This is a genomic window from Myxococcus sp. CA005 (assembly GCF_006518205.1).
GTDB classification, from domain to species: Bacteria; Myxococcota; Myxococcia; order Myxococcales; family Myxococcaceae; genus Myxococcus; species Myxococcus xanthus.
Genome location: NZ_SRLV01000004.1, coordinates 186,818 through 202,124 on the forward strand (window position 1 = coordinate 186,818; position 15,307 = coordinate 202,124).

Annotated in this window: 13 protein-coding genes and 1 pseudogene; 9 read left to right on the forward strand and 5 right to left on the reverse strand. The window is 69.0% G+C overall.

The features are described from left to right. Positions 1-74 precede the first annotated feature (74 nt). Both FMQ63_RS03060 and FMQ63_RS03065 read left to right on the forward strand, forming a co-directional pair. On the forward strand, positions 75-1,964 hold the full coding sequence (locus tag FMQ63_RS03060; RefSeq protein WP_043612728.1) for a serine/threonine-protein kinase: 1,890 nt from the start codon (positions 75-77) through the stop codon (positions 1,962-1,964). Between the two features lie 190 nt (positions 1,965-2,154). Next, positions 2,155-4,209 carry an alpha-amylase family glycosyl hydrolase gene (locus FMQ63_RS03065; RefSeq protein ID WP_225909270.1) on the forward strand — a complete coding sequence of 685 codons (2,055 nt, stop codon included), beginning with the start codon at positions 2,155-2,157 and terminating at the stop codon, positions 4,207-4,209. 59 nt (positions 4,210-4,268) lie between these two features. On the opposite strand, the gene FMQ63_RS03070 is transcribed toward FMQ63_RS03065, so the two are convergent. Continuing rightward, positions 4,269-4,478, reverse strand: a complete 210-nt coding sequence (locus tag FMQ63_RS03070) for a hypothetical protein (RefSeq protein ID WP_011553713.1) — start codon at positions 4,476-4,478, stop codon at positions 4,269-4,271. Between the two features lie 229 nt (positions 4,479-4,707). Here FMQ63_RS03070 and FMQ63_RS03075 point away from each other — a divergent pair, with 229 nt between their 5' ends. Together FMQ63_RS03075 and FMQ63_RS03080 are read left to right on the forward strand one after the other, a co-directional pair. Next, positions 4,708-4,983: a hypothetical protein gene (locus tag FMQ63_RS03075; RefSeq protein WP_020478140.1), complete on the forward strand. Its 276-nt coding sequence runs from the start codon at positions 4,708-4,710 to the stop codon at positions 4,981-4,983. Between the two features lie 62 nt (positions 4,984-5,045). Continuing rightward, positions 5,046-5,774, forward strand: coding sequence for a PHP domain-containing protein (locus FMQ63_RS03080; protein ID WP_011553715.1), 729 nt, complete (start codon positions 5,046-5,048; stop codon positions 5,772-5,774). A gap of 21 nt (positions 5,775-5,795) precedes the next feature. On the opposite strand, the gene FMQ63_RS03085 is transcribed toward FMQ63_RS03080, so the two are convergent. From FMQ63_RS03085 to FMQ63_RS03095, 3 genes are all read right to left on the reverse strand, one after another. Continuing rightward, positions 5,796-6,542, reverse strand: coding sequence for a hypothetical protein (locus tag FMQ63_RS03085; protein WP_011553716.1), 747 nt, complete (start codon positions 6,540-6,542; stop codon positions 5,796-5,798). A 324-nt stretch (positions 6,543-6,866) separates the two neighbouring features. Further along, positions 6,867-7,184 carry an FmdB family zinc ribbon protein gene (locus tag FMQ63_RS03090; RefSeq protein ID WP_011553717.1) on the reverse strand — a complete coding sequence of 106 codons (318 nt, stop codon included), beginning with the start codon at positions 7,182-7,184 and terminating at the stop codon, positions 6,867-6,869. A 29-nt stretch (positions 7,185-7,213) separates the two neighbouring features. Beyond that, positions 7,214-8,368: a hypothetical protein gene (locus FMQ63_RS03095; RefSeq protein ID WP_225909271.1), complete on the reverse strand. Its 1,155-nt coding sequence runs from the start codon at positions 8,366-8,368 to the stop codon at positions 7,214-7,216. A 442-nt stretch (positions 8,369-8,810) separates the two neighbouring features. On the opposite strand from FMQ63_RS03095, the gene FMQ63_RS03100 reads away from it, so the two are divergent. From FMQ63_RS03100 to FMQ63_RS03115, 4 genes are all read left to right on the forward strand, one after another. Then, positions 8,811-9,293: a Fur family transcriptional regulator gene (locus FMQ63_RS03100; RefSeq protein ID WP_026114133.1), complete on the forward strand. Its 483-nt coding sequence runs from the start codon at positions 8,811-8,813 to the stop codon at positions 9,291-9,293. A gap of 5 nt (positions 9,294-9,298) precedes the next feature. Next, the gene (locus tag FMQ63_RS03105) at positions 9,299-9,814 is read left to right on the forward strand and encodes a TlpA disulfide reductase family protein (protein WP_011553720.1); all 516 of its coding nucleotides are present in this window, start codon (positions 9,299-9,301) and stop codon (positions 9,812-9,814) included. A gap of 74 nt (positions 9,815-9,888) precedes the next feature. Beyond that, entirely contained in the window at positions 9,889-10,170 is a 282-nt protein-coding gene (locus FMQ63_RS03110; protein ID WP_011553721.1) for a septum formation initiator family protein, read from the forward strand. After that, on the forward strand, positions 10,167-12,335 hold the full coding sequence (locus FMQ63_RS03115; protein ID WP_020478137.1) for a diguanylate cyclase: 2,169 nt from the start codon (positions 10,167-10,169) through the stop codon (positions 12,333-12,335). The genes FMQ63_RS03110 and FMQ63_RS03115 overlap by 4 nt, the downstream gene beginning before the upstream one ends. Positions 12,336-12,396: 61 nt before the next feature. Here FMQ63_RS03115 and FMQ63_RS03120 read toward each other — a convergent pair whose 3' ends face one another. Continuing rightward, entirely contained in the window at positions 12,397-14,643 is a 2,247-nt protein-coding gene (locus FMQ63_RS03120) for a di-heme oxidoredictase family protein (RefSeq protein ID WP_043612724.1), read from the reverse strand. A 262-nt stretch (positions 14,644-14,905) separates the two neighbouring features. On the opposite strand from FMQ63_RS03120, the pseudogene FMQ63_RS03125 reads away from it, so the two are divergent. Then, positions 14,906-15,307, forward strand: a pseudogene (locus FMQ63_RS03125) (protein-L-isoD(D-D) O-methyltransferase); the annotation flags it as partial.

Below are 15,307 nucleotides of genomic sequence, written 5' to 3' on the forward strand. Positions count from 1 at the left end.
CACAGCCGCTTTGCGGGGTTGGTCGCCGCATTCCCGGGTTATGCGGTAAAGTTTGAAAGGGGGTGTCACCCGCGATGGCAAGCGCGCCGCGAGAACGATTCGGCCGGTATGAACTTCAAGAGCGGGTAGGCCAGGGCGGCATGGCGGAGACGTGGCGCGCCCGGCTCCTGGGTGCGGCGGGCGTCACCAAGTCCGTGCTCATCAAGAAGGTGCTCCCGGAGTACGCCAACGACGAAGCCTTCGTGTCCATGTTCATCAGCGAGGCGCGCATCTCCGCCACGCTGTCGCACGGGGCCATTGCCCAGGTCTTCGACTTCGGGAAGGTGGACGGGCAGTACTTCCTGGCCATGGAGCTGGTGGAAGGCCAGCCGCTGAACCGCATCCTGAAGCGGGCGCTGCGTTCCGGCTACCACTCCCTGCCGGTGCCCATCGCGGTCTTCATCGCCATGGAGATGTGTCGCGGCCTGCACTACGCCCATACTCGCAGTGACGAGAAGGGCGAGCCGCTGGGCATCGTCCATCGCGACATCTCCCCCGACAATGTCCTCATCGGCTACGAGGGACAGGTCAAAATCGTCGATTTCGGCATCGCGAAGGCGCGCTCCCTGCGCAGCTTCAACACCGAGCCCGGCGTGGTGAAGGGGAAGTACCTGTTCTTCTCGCCGGAGCAGGCGCGGGGGGAAGCGGTGGATGCCCGCACGGATGTCTGGGCCACTGGCGTGGTGCTGTTCCAGATGCTCTGCGGCCGGTTGCCGCTGGAGGGCCAGGTCCACACGGTGTTGCGGCGATTGAACAGCGGCCAGCCGCTGCCCTCGCCGCGACAGGTACGGTCCGACATCCCGGTGGCGCTGGACTCCATCATCCAGCGGGCGCTCGCGCTCCAGAAGGATTCCCGTTTCGAGTCCGCCCATGCGCTCGGGGATGCCCTGGCCGGGTTCCTCTACTCGTCCACCCCGCGTTTTTCGCCCATGTCCGTGGCGTACCTGCTGCGGGAGCTGTACCGCCCGGACCTGGAGGCGCTCGGGATGAATGCCCCGGTGCCGGCCTCCTTCGCGGAGGAGATGTCCATCTGGCGCGAGGCGCCCCCGCTGCCAGCGCCCACGCAACACGGTGTGCCAGCGCTGGACGTGGAGCCGGACTACCGCACCGAGGAGAGCGGGCCCGTCGAGGTGGACGACGCGGAGAAGGAGGCTCCCGCGCCGCGTGCGACGCGGGTGGGCCTGTTCGCCGAAGGCAGCCGCAGCTCCCAGTGGGTGGCCGGTGTCGGCCTGGTGATGGCCGCGGTGCTCGCCGTGGTGGCGGTGACGCGGGTGGGCGCCGACGTGCTGGCCGCCGCCAAGGAAGAGGTGCGCGCGCCCGGGCCACCCGTGGCGCAGCGGATCATTCCGCCCGCATTGCCTCCCGGCCCACCCGTGGCCGCGCCCTCGAAGCCCCCGGCCGCGGAGGAGGCGCCTTCGCGGGCCTCGGAGGCCATGGTCGAGAACGCGGATGACGACGAGGTGTCGGGAAACGCCGACACGCCGGATGACGCAGCCGAGGTCGCGGCCGAGCGTTCCGCCGTGGCGCGTCCGGTCTCCGGAGTGCGGAGCGGCAAGGTCGTTCCGGCGGCTGGCAAGGTCGCTCGAGGACAGACGCGGCAGGCCCAGGCGGCGCTGCTGGGCGCGGCGGGCAACGCCCTGGCGGTGTCGCCGGTGACGGTGGGGCCCGCGCACAGGGTGCTCACCGCCGGGCGCGCCCTCCAGCGTGAGGGCAAGTACACCGACGCGCGGAACTCCGCCCGCGAGTGCGCCCGGCTCGAGCCCGGCAACGCCGAGTGCTACCTGCTGCTGGGGGCCGTGGAGGTGAAGCTGGGGCGAATCGAGGAGGGGGCTCGCAACTACCACCGCTTCCTGGAGCTGGCCCCGTCGGACCATCCGCTCGCGAGCACCGTCCTGCGTATTTTGCAGGAATACGAAGCCCGGTAGGTCGGGCGTCCACGATTCGACGTATTGACTCACCAGGCTCCCCGCCGGGGGCTTGGAAAAGCGAGGGAGCCTCCCGTACAAGGGGGCTCGCATGAAGCGTTTCCGCCTTCCTCGACGCCTGACGCTCCCTGCGCTGCTGATGGCAGCCGCATGTGGTGAGTCTGACTCCATCCCAATCCGGACCTGCGACGTGACGTTGACCTACGCACCGCAGCAGTCCGTGGCGGGCACTGTTCGGGTCATGGGGGAATGGAACAACTTCGCCGCCCTGTCTCAGCCCATGACCGACCGGGGTGACGGCGTGTTCACGCTCCGCCTGGATGGGCTGGAGCCGCGCGCCTACGGCTACCGCTTCGTGGTGGGCGACAAGCAGGAGATGGACCCGGAGAACCCGTACTCGCGCTGGGTTCGCGCGGAGGAGTATTCGCGCGTCATCGTCCCGGACTGCCGCCAGCCCGTGCTGGAGCTGAACCGCTTCACGGTGACGCCCGAGGGCTCGCTGGACGTGGCCGTCTCCTACCTCGATGGGACGGACAAGGCGGGTCCGGCGGTAGATGGCATGGTGCTGTCGCTGGACGGCACGCCCCGGCCGGACGCCTATGACGCCGCCTCCGGCCGTTTCATCCTGAACGTGCAGGGCCTGGAGCAGGGAAAGCACCACGTGAAGGTGGTGGCCAAGGACAGCCAGGGCCGCGAGGCGGAGTCGCTCTATCTGCCGTTCTGGGTAGAGCCGGAGCGCTTCCGCTGGGACTCGGGGCTGATGTACTTCGCCTTCACGGACCGCTTCCACAATGGTCGGCTGGAGAACGACGCGCCGGTGGCGGACGTGGACCCCATCGCCAACTATCTTGGCGGGGACTTCGCGGGCATCACCCAGAAGCTGGAGGAGGGGTACTTCGACGCGCTGGGCATCCGCACGCTGTGGATCTCCCCCGTGGATCAGAACCCCGAGGGGCGCTTCATCGGCACCGGCGGTAAGTACTACACCGGCTATCACGGCTACTGGCCGTCGAAGCCCCGCGAGACGCAGCACCGCTTCGGCTCGCTGGAGGAGCTGCGCACGCTCACTGCGGCCGCGCACAAGCGGGGCATCCGCGTCATCGCCGACCTGGTGCTCAACCATGTCCACGAGGAGCACCCGTATTGGGCGAACCATGCGCGAGACGGCTGGTTCAACACGGCCGCCAGTTGCGTGTGTGGAACGCAGGACTGCGACTGGGAAGCCAAGCGCCTCACCTGCAAGTTCACGGACTACCTGCCGGATTTCAACTGGCGCTCGTCGGACTTCGTGGACCAGTTCGCCGCGGACACGCTCTGGTGGCTGGAGCAGGCAGACTTCGACGGCTTCCGCATGGACGCGGTGAAGCACATGGAGCAGGTGGCCGGGCGCACCCTCCGCGGGAAGCTGAAGGAGATCACCGCGATGACGGGCACCGAGTTCTACCTGGTGGGCGAGACGTACGTTTTCACGGATGGGCGCCCTCAGATTGCCCGTTACATCAGCCCACGCGAGCTGGACGGTCAGTTCGACTTCCCCCTGTACTGGCCCGTGCGCGAGGCCTTCGCGGACGGCAAGGGCTTGCAGCGTGTGGACGACGCCGTGCGCGCCAACGAGGAGGCCTATGTGCCGGGAACGCTCAATTCGCCCTTCCTGGGCAACCACGACGTGGCGCGCTTCATCTCCCAGGCCGCGGGGCAACTGCACGAGGGAGGGAGTGATCCCTTCGGTCCCAACCGCCCGTCCACGGTGGTGACGGATCCGGCCGCCTTCGAGAAGATGAAGTACGGCTTCGCCTTCGTGCTGACGCAGCCGGGCGTGCCGCTGGTGTATTACGGCGACGAGGTCGGCCTGCCGGGCGCGGCGGATCCGGACAACCGCCGCTTCATGCGGTTCGGCAGCACGCTTGCGCCGCTGGAGCGGGAGTTGCTCGACTTCGTGCGGAAGCTGGGGCAGGCGCGCCGGGCGCACGAGGCGCTGCAGACGGGCGCGCGGCGGACCCTGCGCGTGGAGAACGACCTCTACGTGTTCCAGCGCGATCTGCCGAACGGGAAGGGTGCTCTGGTGGCCATCAACCGGAGCGCCGTGGAGCGCTCACTGGTGTTGGAGTTGATGGGAAGCCTGGCCGCGAGCAGCGGCACCTACGTGGACATCTTCTCCGGGCAGACGCTGCAGCTCACCGGCACGGAGACGGTGCTCGTCGTCCCGCCGCGCGGCGTCGCTGTCTACGTGCCCCACCAGGAGTAACAGGGTGGGAATGTTCCGGTGGAGGGGTGGGCCGTCCCCCTTCCGCCGGCGCATCCCACTCAGGACTGAGGGGCCGCCTGCTCGCTCTTGCCGTGCTTGTAGAAAAGCACGAGAGTGTAGCAGTGGAATTCGTTGTCGGATGACTGACACACGACCCGGTCCACAATCTCCAGGTCGGAGTTGCTCTTCAGCCAGCGGGTGACGTTCTCACCCAGCTCCTCGCGCTCCTTCGCCTTGGTGGCGGAGAAGACCTTCACGCCCGTGAACATCGCCTGCCACTCCTTGTGCGGTGCTGATTCAGGACAATAGGAAGTTATCGCACGCGTCGTTCCGGGGTGTCAAAAACCCGGCTTCCCTGCCATGGGGATGTTGATCGTCCATGCCTGGGGGTTTGCAGTCTGCCGCCCGTGCCTATGTTGCTCGAGTCGCACCGGATTGCGCGGGGCGCTCGTGGCAGGGGGCCGCGAGCGGTGGCGGAGTGGGGAAGGGGGAAGGCCCGTGGACATGAAGACCAAGAAGGACCTGGCCGTAGACTTCATCAACACCATCCGGACGATGGAGCCCTCCGCGCTGAATGCGCTCATCGTCAAGGAGGCAGGTGAAGAGCTGGCCCAGTTCTTCCTCAATTACAGTGCGAATCTCATCTCCAAGGACCCGTCCCGGGTGCTGGAGAACACGTCCTCGCTGATGCTGATGGGGTACCTCATCCGGACCTACGAGGAGAAAAACACCCAGTCCACCCAGGGCACCTTCCAGTCCTACGCGTTCGCCTGAGCCGCCGGCAGGGCGTTGCAGGCTCGACAGGGCTCGGGGGAGCCTGTTAGGGAGCAGCGCCCATGCTCATCGACATGCACGCCCATTCCCACCTGTCCAAGGGTTGCGAGCTGGACCCTCGCGCCGTGTTGGAGCGGGCCGCCTTGTTTGGCCTGGACGGTGTGGCCTTCACCGAGACGAACACCCAGGACGGCTGTGACGAGCTCTTCGAGATTGGCGCGAAGTCGAAGCTCAAGGTCTTCGTCGGGCTGGAGCTGGTGACGGATCGTGGACAGTACCTGTGCTTCTTCCCGAAGCCGGAGCTGGCCCCGGAGCCGGTGCAGATGTGGGGCAGCAACCGCGAGAAGCCGTGGAGCGCCGCCGAGTGTCTTCCCAAGGTGAAGGCCCTGGGCGCCGCCATCGTCGCCGCGCGGCCCTATGACCGGGACTCGCAGAATCCGGCCATGGACTTCATCCGCTCCCTCGGCGTGCTGAGCGCCGTGGAGGGCTACAACGCCCGGGTGAAGCAGACGTCCAATGACCTGGCCGTGGAGGCCGCCGCGGCGCTGAAGCTTCCCTGTGTGGGGGGCAGTGACGCCCGGGGTTCGCTTGACGAGGTCGGCCGGGGCGCCACGCTCTTCAAGCGGCCGGTGCAGACGCAAGCCGAACTGGTGGCCGAGCTGCAGAAGGGTGATTTCTGGCCGGTGATGGCCGGCGACCTTCCCCGGCTTACGCGCCCGGGAGAGGCCCAGGCCGCGCGCAAGTCCGGTGGTGGCGGCCGGGGTGGTGGTGGCAAGCGCCGCCGTCGTTAGCCGGCGCTCACCGAAGTCCGCTCAGGGGGCGACCGGGTTGCCGCCTTCCTCGGCGCGTGCGAGGCGTCCGTCCGTGAAGAAGGCGCGGCGGCGGCCCCCGGGGTAGATCCACTCCTCGTGCCTGGCCGTGCCTTCCAGGGAGCGCCGCACCGTCTCCGGCGGGCCCCAGGCCATGCGGGCCGCGTCCGTGGACATGTTGGCCACCAGTCGCTTCTCACGCACGGCCTCCTGCACCGCGGGCGGCAGCGCGTCCAGCGTGGGCTTCAAGTCCCGCGCGGACAGGTACTTCTCCAGCTCCGTGCGGAAGTCCTCCGGACGGTCCAGGTTGGGCGGCATCACCAGGATGAGCGGCGGCGCGTTGGCGGGTGCGCCGGCTTCCGTGAGGTACACCCAGGGCCAGGCGCGCGGGCTGTAGAGGACGCGCTCGGTGATGACCCAGGAGGTGGGGAACTCCACGCGGGTGATGCGCAGCTTCGTCCCGGCGGGGAGCACGCGCTCCACGGCGCCCGGGTTGATGGGGGCGCCCTTCGAATCGTCGAGGAGCCGTACGTCCTCGGGGGCGTAGGGCGTCAGCAGGCGCTTGGAGGCGTCACCGAAGAGCGGCGTGACGTTGCTGGAGACGCGGAGGTACTGCTCCGCCTCTGGGCCGGAGAGCGTCTGGTTGAGGGAGGTCCGTGCCTCGGGCGGCATGCGCGTCTGGGACGCACAGCCCGCGCCAAGCACGGTCAGCAGGGACAGGGACAGGATTCGGAATGAGGCGAGCGGCATGGCACCTCCGCGGGGACAGGGCGCGGCAGGTGTCCTGATTAGCTCACCGGGCTGGCTGCGTCAGCGGGGATGGTTCCATCGCCTCGCGCTTGCCGCCGCGGCATCCGCGCTGAGGCGGGCAGATGGGGCCGCGGCCATGCGGATCCGCGACGAGCAGGAAACGGCCGAGCCCGCGGGTGTCCGTCAGCTCTGGATGGCCACACAGCGCGCAGTGACGGGGAGGACGCTTGGAGGGAGGGAAGGGCACGGGGAGTGAGTGTGCGCCGCTCCCATGCCCGGAGCGAATTTTCGGCGGGCCCGGCCCGGGTGGGCGCGGGCCGGGGACTACTTCTTGTCGCCCGAGGCCGCCGGCGCGGGGGCCGGAGCGGGTGTGCTGGGAGCGCTGCTGGCCGGCGAGGACGCGCTCGACGACGAGGAGGAGCTGCTGCTCGAGGAAGAGCTGCCGCCGTCCTTCTTGGTGGAGCTGTACAGGTCGGAGTACCAACCCCCGCCCTTGAGGACGAAGCTCGAGCGGCTGACGACCTTGGTCATCGACCCCTCGGCGCCGCACGCGCCGCACGTGGCAGGGGCGGGGTCGGAGATCTTCTGCAGCACGTCGATCATCTTTCCACAGCTCTGGCAGGAGTACTCGTAGATGGGCATGGTTCTCGGTGCCTCGTCAGGGTGTTGAGTCAGCGGGAGCCGGCCAGCAGCTGCTTGCGCAGTCCGTCCGCCAGTCCCAATCGCTCGAAGGCGCGGAAGACGAGCTCGGAGGGGGCGCCGTGCTTGCGGGCAACGGCATCCGCCAGTTCGTGCAGGTCTCCGGCATCGTGCAGGACGTCGCCGACGAGCCGCTCCAGTTCCTTGCGGAGCGTGTCGGCGAACTTCTTCTGGATGCCCAGGTCGGTCAGGTACTTCTCGCGCCCGAGCAGGTCCAGCCGGTGCGTCAGGTGGGGCGTGGCCAGGGCCTCGCGGCGGAAGCGCTCGCGCAGGGCCTCCACGTCCTCCGTCAGCGACAGCATGGAGACCAGTCGCTGCAGCTCCGACGGGCTCAGGCCCAGGGCCCAGGCCACGCGGCCGGCGGCGCCCCGCTGGGTGGTGAAGCCGTCCAGCACCTGGCGGCGCTCCTTCTCCACCATCGCATCCATCAGCGCGTGGTCCCGGAGCACGTTCTCCAGATCCACCTGCGTCAGCTCTCCCCGCGCGCCATTGAAGCGCTGGGACAGGGCCCGCAGCAGCGCGAAGCGGTGGTCGGCGGCCTCCATGGCGGCCTCCACGACGGGCTTGCCGGTCAGGCGCGTCAGCTCCATGAAGGACGCGCGCGGCGCCTCCACGCGGGTGAAGCGGCCCCGGGGGCGCGGCAGGTCCCTGCGCGAGAGGGCGGGCTCCTCGGCGAAGTCGGCGGGCGAGCCCAGGGTGTCCTCCGTGGGGGCGCGCTTTCGCGGGGCGATGCGCTCCTTGACGGTGGCCTCCAGGTCCTCCTTCGCGGCCTTGCCGCCCTTCTTCCCGGCGGACACGTCCATCGCGGGCGGCGGGGCGAAGGTGAGGGAGGGCTCGGCGGGAGCCGGCGCGGGCGGCGGCGTCTTCTGATCGCGCACGTGCGCCAACTCGCGGGCGACCTCGTAGAAGCCGCACGCCTGACGCTGCGCGGCCACGGAGGGCTGGGTGCCGTTGAGGATGTCGACGACGGCGAAGGGCCCCAGGGGGGACACCTCGGGTTCGCCGTCCGTCAGTGCGCGGACGCGGAAATCATCAGCCTCGGCCAGGAGGGCCAGCGCCTCGCGGACCTCGGGTGCCGGGGCGGGTGCCTTCGCGCGCCGGCAGAAGTCCGAGACGGCAACCGCCACGGGGGTGGGGACGTCGTCGGGCTGTCGTCTTCTCTGCCAGGGACTGTTCATGAATGTCGCGGAAAAATGCTCGTTTACGAGGGCCGATGCCTCTATCTTCGCCCACAGACAAGTGTCAATGAGCCAGTCCGATTCCAATCTAAACAGCCTACGGCGAGTGCAAGTCGCGGGGACGAGCGGACGGGAGGGGAGGCGTTCCCCGGGGCCGCACGCCAAGCGTTGCGGGGAGGATGGGACGGGAGTATCAGGCCCGCCGCGTCCGGAGACCAACACCTGTTGGTGACGTTTTCTTCTCCGGCGGGGCGCCTTTGTTGGGAAATGGCCGGGTCGCGAGAGTTGGCCGAATTGGTTACAACAAGAGCGGAGGGCGAGGCAGCGCGGGCCTCCACCCAAGTGCGCCCGAGGCATGGCGCGGACCCGCGGCGACTTTGAAGGATTTCTCATGAGCAACAGTCACAGCCATCACCACGACGACCACGACAAGGACGAGGGGCTTGCCCGCTACATGGCCCAGCACGGCCTGAAGAGCACGCGGCAGCGCAGCCTCATCATCGACACGTTCTTCGCGGTGGGAGGCCACCTGTCGGTGGAGGAGCTGTGGAACAAGGTGCGTGAACAGGACACCAAGGTGTCCGTCGCCACCGTTTACCGGACCATGAAGCTGCTCAGCGAGTGTGGCCTGGCCCACGCGCGCAACTTCGGGGACGGGCAGACGCGCTACGAGGCGGCCGCGGGGCGCGACCACCATGACCACCTGGTCTGTACGCGCTGCGGCACCATCATCGAGTTCGAGAACGAGCGCATCGAGGCGCTTCAGGACGCCGTGGCCCGCAAGCACGGCTTCAAGGTGACGTCGCACAAGATGGAGCTGTACGGCCTGTGTCGTGACTGTCAGCGGGCCGGGTCGGCCGCCTCGGAGGCCTGATCTCCATGTCCCGCGTGCTGCTACGGGGTGCCGTCGTGGCGCTGGTGGCGCTGGCCGGCTGCCGGGGCACCCGGCCGGTGGACGCGGGGTACGCCTTCCTCAACGCGCTGGCGCTGCCGTCGGTAGGGCCCACGCCGCACGACGTGCGCGCGCTGGACGGGAAGGTGGTGCTCGTCTCGTTCTTCGCGACGTGGTGCTTCCCGTGCCTGGCGGAGATGCCCACGCTGGAGGCGCTCCAGAAGGACTATGGCCCCCGGGGCTTCCAGGTGGTGGCGGTGGGCATGGACCTGGAGGGGGAGAAGGTCCTGGCCCCCTTCGCGGACCACTATGCGCTGCGTTACCCGGTGCTGGTCGCGAACCAGGCGATGATTGAGGGCCACAGCGCCTTCGGGGCCATCCAGGGCCTGCCCACCACCGTGCTGTTGGACCGCCGGGGCCGGGCCGTGGCCGGCTGGCATGGCGTGGAATCCCACGCCGATATGGCGAAGGCCGTGGAGAAGCTCCTGGCCCAGCCCGAGTAGCTCCCCGGCATTGCTACAGGCCTGGAGCGGAAATCTTGCGGGGCAGGGGGCCACTGGTACGGTCCTCCACGCTCATGACGGCGAGGCGAAAGTTCCTGTTGGTAGCGGTAGGGGTGGCTGCGGCCCTGAGCCTCGTGTCCGTCGTGGACGCGAAGGGCTTCCGCCGCTACCTCTCGCTCCGGCAGGACGTGGAGTCGGTGCAGGCCCGCAACCGCTCCCTGTCCGCCCAGAATGAGGCCCTGCGCAATGAGATTGCCGCACTGCGCAAGGATCCGGCCGCGCTGGAGCGCGCCGTGCGTGAGGAGCTCGGCTTCGTGAAGCCGGGCGAGCTCGTCTTCCACCTGGAGTCCCCATGACGTCGCTTCCCGAGTTTCCGTCTCCCGGAAGGTTGCTGCGTCTCGCGGTCCGGTCCATTCCCGCCGCGGCCTCGCTCGCCACGTTCATCCACCTGGCGCGCGGCGGCTTCCGGGGGTTGAACACCCTGGGGTGGACCGAGGCGGCCCTGGTGGGCTGCCTCCTGGTGGGCATCGCCGTGGCCGCCTGGCGCCGGGCCATGCGTGGCGCGGTGGGCGCAATCGTCGACCTGCGCGATGACCTGGACCTGGGCGGCACGCTCATCTCCGCGGCCTTCGTCGTGGTGGCCATTGGCGGCGGGGACTTGTTCCCCATCGTCTACCTGCTGATGGCGTTCCTGGTGGCCTTCCTGCCGCGCAACGCGGGCCTCACGCTGCTGGGCGTGGCGCTGGTGTACGACGCGCTGGTGACCCTGGGCGGTCCGGTGCCCAACGCCACGGGCTACCTGACGCACGCGGCCTTCCTGGCGCTGTTCTCCGGCCTCTACCACCTGGTGCTGGCGGCACGCATCGCCGCCGCGCGCCGGGCGGAGAGCGACGCGGTGCAAAAGCGCATCCGTGAGGTGGAGGAGCGGGCGCGCACCTTCCGGCTGGTGTCGTCCGGTACGCAGGACAGCTTCAGCGGGATGAGCTCGGACGAGAAGTGGCTGGTGGCCTCGGTGAAGGAGATCGAAGGCGCCGTGCAGGCCGCGCTCGAAATCGCGGAGACGGGGCTGCGCACGTACACCTGCGCCGCGTTCCTGCTCACTTCGGATGATCGGAGCCTCAAGCTGTACGACTGCCGCTCCGGCTCCGAGCGCGTGCAGCGCGAGCGCTTCAACGCGGGTGAGGGCATCATCGGCGGTGTGCTCAAGCGCCGCGCCCCGGTGCGGATGAACTCGCCGAACGGGCTCAAGGGCGTGACGCACTACGAGGGCAGCGGCCCCGCGGTGCAGGCGCTGCTCGCGGTGCCCATCCTGGAGGCCAGCGGACTGGTGCGCGGCGTGCTGGTGGCGGACCGGCTGGCGAACGAGCCCTTCAGCGACCAGGACGAAAAGCTGCTGTCCACCATTGCCGGCGAGGTGCTGCGCTCCATCGAGGTGGAGCGGGTGATGAGCTACATCCGCAAGACGCGCGACGAGAAGGACCGGTTCTTCCGCGCCATCGAGGAGCTCAACCGCGCGGGCAGCCCGGACCAGGTGTTCGTGGCGGTGCTGGAGAGCACCCGGCAGCTCGCGGGCCTGGACTTCTGTGCGGTGACGCTGGTGTCCGAGGTCGACGGCAAGCGCATGCACCGCGTGGTGCGCATGTCCGGCGTGACGGCGCAGGGCCAGGCGCTGTCCGGCCAGAGTTTCGAGGACAACAACGGGCTGGTGGCCAACGTGGTCCGCTACGGGGCGCCGCTGCCGGGCCGCGACATCAAGGCGATGGACCGGCAGATCATCTTCGACGACGAGACGCAGATTCGCGGCCTGGGTGCGCTGAAGATCTTCCCGCTGGTGGCGGGGGACCGCATCCTGGGCACGCTGGTGGCCGGCTCGCGCAAGAAGGCCGCGTTCGAGCAGGACGTGCTGCGGATGATTGAGGTCATCGCCATCCAGGCCGCGCAGGCGGTGCTGCGCGCGCAGCTCTACGAGCAGATGGAGCGCATGGCCACCACGGACGGCCTCACCGGCCTGTACAACCACCGCACCTTCCAGGCGAAGGCGGACGAGGTGCTGGCCCAGTCCCGGCGCTACCAGCGCAAGTTCTCGCTCATCCTCACGGACGTGGACCACTTCAAGAGCGTCAACGACACCTACGGCCACCCGACGGGCGACCAGGTGCTCAAGGGCGTGGCCCGCATCATCAAGACGATGGCGCGCGATACGGACATCGTCGCCCGCTACGGCGGCGAGGAGTTCGTCATCATCATGCCGGAGACGGACGCCAAGGGCGCCTTCACCATCTCCGAGCGCATCCGCGAGGCCGTGAAGGCGGAGGTGTTCCAGACGGAGATGGGGCCGCTGAGGATCACCATGTCGCTGGGCATCGCCACGTTCCCCGACAGTGCCATGGAGAAGCAGCAGCTCATCGACCTGGCCGACCAGTGCCTCTACCACTCGAAGCGCAACGGCCGGAACCAGTCCGTCACCGTGGACATCATGCAGGGAGGGCGCAAGCAGCTGAAGGCGGCGAACGCGTCCTGAGTCCTTGATGCAGCCGGGGGCCGCCCATGACGCGCGGCCCCCGGGCGTTGCCTTCAGCGGATTACAGCGAGCGCAGGAACGTCAGCAGCGCGTTGCGGTCCGTGCTGTTCATGTTGGCGAAGTTGTTGCGCGCCGCCTGGCCCTCGCCGCCGTGCCAGAGGATGGCCTCGGCCAGGTTGCGGGCGCGGCCGTCGTGCAGGTAGGCCTCGCCGCCGCTGACGCCCGCCGTCAGGCCGATGCCCCAGAGCGGGGCCGTGCGCCACTCCGCGCCCGTGGCCTGGCCGTCCGGCAGGTTGTCCGCCAGCCCCGCGCCCATGTCGTGCAGCAGCAGGTCCGTGTACGGGCGGATGGTCTGGCCGCGCAGCTCCGCGTGCGGGTGGAACTCGCTGGTCGTCAGGGTGGCCACGTGGCACCGCGCGCAGCCCGCGTTGTTGAACAGCGTCTCACCGCGCAGCGCCGTGGCGTCGCTCAGGTCGCGGCGCGCCGGCACGCCCAGCAGGGAGATGTAGCGCGTGAGCTTGTCCAGCTCCGTGTTGGCCAGCTCGGTGCTGGTGCCGGTGCAGCCCTGCTGCGATGGGCCGCAGTCCAGCGATGGGTACACGGAGGTGGTGACGCCGATGTCGCTGTTGAGGGCCTCGGCCACCTGGTGGCGGACCGTGGCGGTGCTGGCCTTCCAGCCGAAGCGGCCCAGGCGCGTCACGCCCGTCTGCGGGTCGCGCACCGGGTGCATGCGGCCGGAGATGCCGTCTCCGTTGCTGTCATTGGGGTCCGCCAGCGCGGCGATGGCCGACTCGGGGATGGCCTCCAGCAGGCCCATGCCTACCAGCTGCGGGGTGATGCGCGCCGAGTAGTTCGTGGGCGTGTTGTTGGTGAAGCCGTAGTGGGGCCGGCGCAGCTCGAACCGGGTGCCGTCCCCGTAGGTGCCGGAGCTGACGGTCCACCCGGTGATGCGGGCCTCGCCCTCGGGCGTGCCGCTGGTGCGGCGCGGCTGCAGCCGGTAGCCGAGGAACGGGTCGGCGGCGCCGTTGGCCTGCCCCACCTTCACCACGTAGTTCGTCAGCGTCGTGTTGTTGCCCGGAGGCAGGGCGCGGCCATTCTGCACGTGGCAGGCGACGCAGGACGGGGCGACGTAGTTTGGGCCCAGCTTGCCCTGGTGCTGCGTGAGCGCGGGGTTGCCCGGTTCGGAGTGGCTGCCATCACCGAAGTTCGTGTGGTGGATGCGGCGGCCTTCCACGAAGGGCTGCGCGCTGACCGGCGCCAGGTTGTTGGCCATCTGCAGGAAGCGGTTGTCGGGCTCGTTGGACTGCGGCGAGCTCAGCGTGGTGCGGCCTCCGCTCCAGCCCGCCTGCGGCATGGGGATGGAGTCCCGGATGGAACCCGTGACGTCGAAGGGCACCACGCCGCCCGAGCCGACCATGTAGAGGTACGTGGTGGCGTAGTAGTTGAAACGGCCTTCCACCGGTTGACGAAGGAAGACGCCCACCTCCAGCTCCATTCGGTCGCCCACGCGGATGGCGCGGCCTTCCTTGGCGTTGAAGTTGACGCTGGACGTGAAGTGATAGTCATTCACCGGGGTGAACTGGGCATTGTGGAAGTACTCCGCCACGGTGCCGAGTCCGCGGAAGAAGGCGCGGAAGTCAGGGCGCTCGTAGGGATAGACGGTGTGTAGGTTCACCGTGATGCGGTTGCCGCCCTTGGCGACCTCGTCGACGATCTCGATGGAGTGCGTGCGCGCCTGGAAGTAGAGGGGCAGGTAGTGGTCGTACGCCTGGAACATGTCCTCGCGCGCGTGGCGATCCCGGACCCGGTCGCCCACGCGGGTGATGATGGCGGAGGCCGTCTCCTGGACCGTGGTGGGCTCCAGCGGCGTGGACGTGGTGTACAGCGGGACGATGGGGCCCAGGGGGGGCGTGCCCGCGTCCGTGGGAGGCGGCGGCGTGCCCGCGTCGGTGCCCGCGTCCGGCGGGGGCGGAGGCGGGGTCGTGTCGGAATGCGTGTAGCGCGTCCACGCCGTGTCACGGGCACAGTTGCAGGACTCGTCCCAGTACGTGAAGGAGTAGTCGATGGTTTCGCCCGCGGACAGGCCCGTCACCGTGTACTGGTTCCGGCCGTTGACGATGCCCATCCGATAGTTGAGCTGCCCCTGATTGTTGCGGACGTAGTGGATGTCCGCCCAGGCGTTGGTGTCGACGTAGAAGACGGCGGACGCGCCCGACGGCGTGACTCCAAAGGTGGCTGCGAACGCGTCGCCCACCAAGAGGGTTGCGACCAGTACGACAACGGCCATTCCTGCTGCTCTGTTGTCCATCGTTGTCCTCTCCAAGCGAACCACTCCGGGCGCGGATTGGGGAGATTCTCCATCGTCCGAAGGAAGTCCGATTCTGAGGCACGAGGGCGCGAATTCCTATGGAGTTCGTTAATTCGTACTAATCCTGTCGGCTCCGAGACGGAGTCTCGGCAGGGCCTTCCTCGGTTGACGCGATGGGCCAGTCGTGGCGTGGCGCGGAGCGTCGTGGATGGCGGAATCCGTTGCTCCTTCGCTGCGGGCATGGTGGATGCGAGGCAGGAGGGTGACCCTGGTACCGCTGGCAGTGACGACGAGCACGAAGGTGGACGCGGCGCTGGTGCGCGAGGCGCGTGCCGTGGCGGCGCGGTGGGGTGTGCCCTTCCTGCCTCGGCGCGCGAAGGAGAGCGTGGCGCCGTGGCTGGGGACGAAGGCGGCGGCGCTCTTGGTGGTGGGCGGTGACGGCGTGACGCTGTGGGACGCGGAGGGCTCGTTCGGGTTCCACGCGGGCATGGCGCACCTGCGGCGGATGCGGCTGCGGGCGGGGGAGCCGGATGCCTTCGTTCGGGTGGCGGAGCTTCGCGCCGGGGACTCGGTGCTGGACTGCACGTTGGGGCTGGCGCAGGACGCGATGGTGGCGTCACTGGCGGTGGGGCCCTCGGGGCGCGTGGTGGGGCTGGAGCGGAGC

Bases quoted from the DNA above. Each gene is read 5' to 3' on its own strand.
- FMQ63_RS03060 (WP_043612728.1), top strand. From the start codon at position 75: ATGGCAAGCGCGCCGCGAGAACGATTCGGCCGGTATGAACTTCAAGAG.
- FMQ63_RS03115 (WP_020478137.1), top strand. From the start codon at position 10,167: ATGACGTCGCTTCCCGAGTTTCCGTCTCCCGGAAGGTTGCTGCGTCTC.
- FMQ63_RS03105 (WP_011553720.1), top strand. From the start codon at position 9,299: ATGTCCCGCGTGCTGCTACGGGGTGCCGTCGTGGCGCTGGTGGCGCTG.
- FMQ63_RS03070 (WP_011553713.1), bottom strand. From the start codon at position 4,478: ATGTTCACGGGCGTGAAGGTCTTCTCCGCCACCAAGGCGAAGGAGCGC.
- FMQ63_RS03080 (WP_011553715.1), top strand. From the start codon at position 5,046: ATGCTCATCGACATGCACGCCCATTCCCACCTGTCCAAGGGTTGCGAG.
- FMQ63_RS03085 (WP_011553716.1), bottom strand. From the start codon at position 6,542: ATGCCGCTCGCCTCATTCCGAATCCTGTCCCTGTCCCTGCTGACCGTG.
- FMQ63_RS03120 (WP_043612724.1), bottom strand. From the start codon at position 14,643: ATGGACAACAGAGCAGCAGGAATGGCCGTTGTCGTACTGGTCGCAACC.
- FMQ63_RS03090 (WP_011553717.1), bottom strand. From the start codon at position 7,184: ATGCCCATCTACGAGTACTCCTGCCAGAGCTGTGGAAAGATGATCGAC.
- FMQ63_RS03110 (WP_011553721.1), top strand. From the start codon at position 9,889: ATGACGGCGAGGCGAAAGTTCCTGTTGGTAGCGGTAGGGGTGGCTGCG.
- FMQ63_RS03100 (WP_026114133.1), top strand. From the start codon at position 8,811: ATGAGCAACAGTCACAGCCATCACCACGACGACCACGACAAGGACGAG.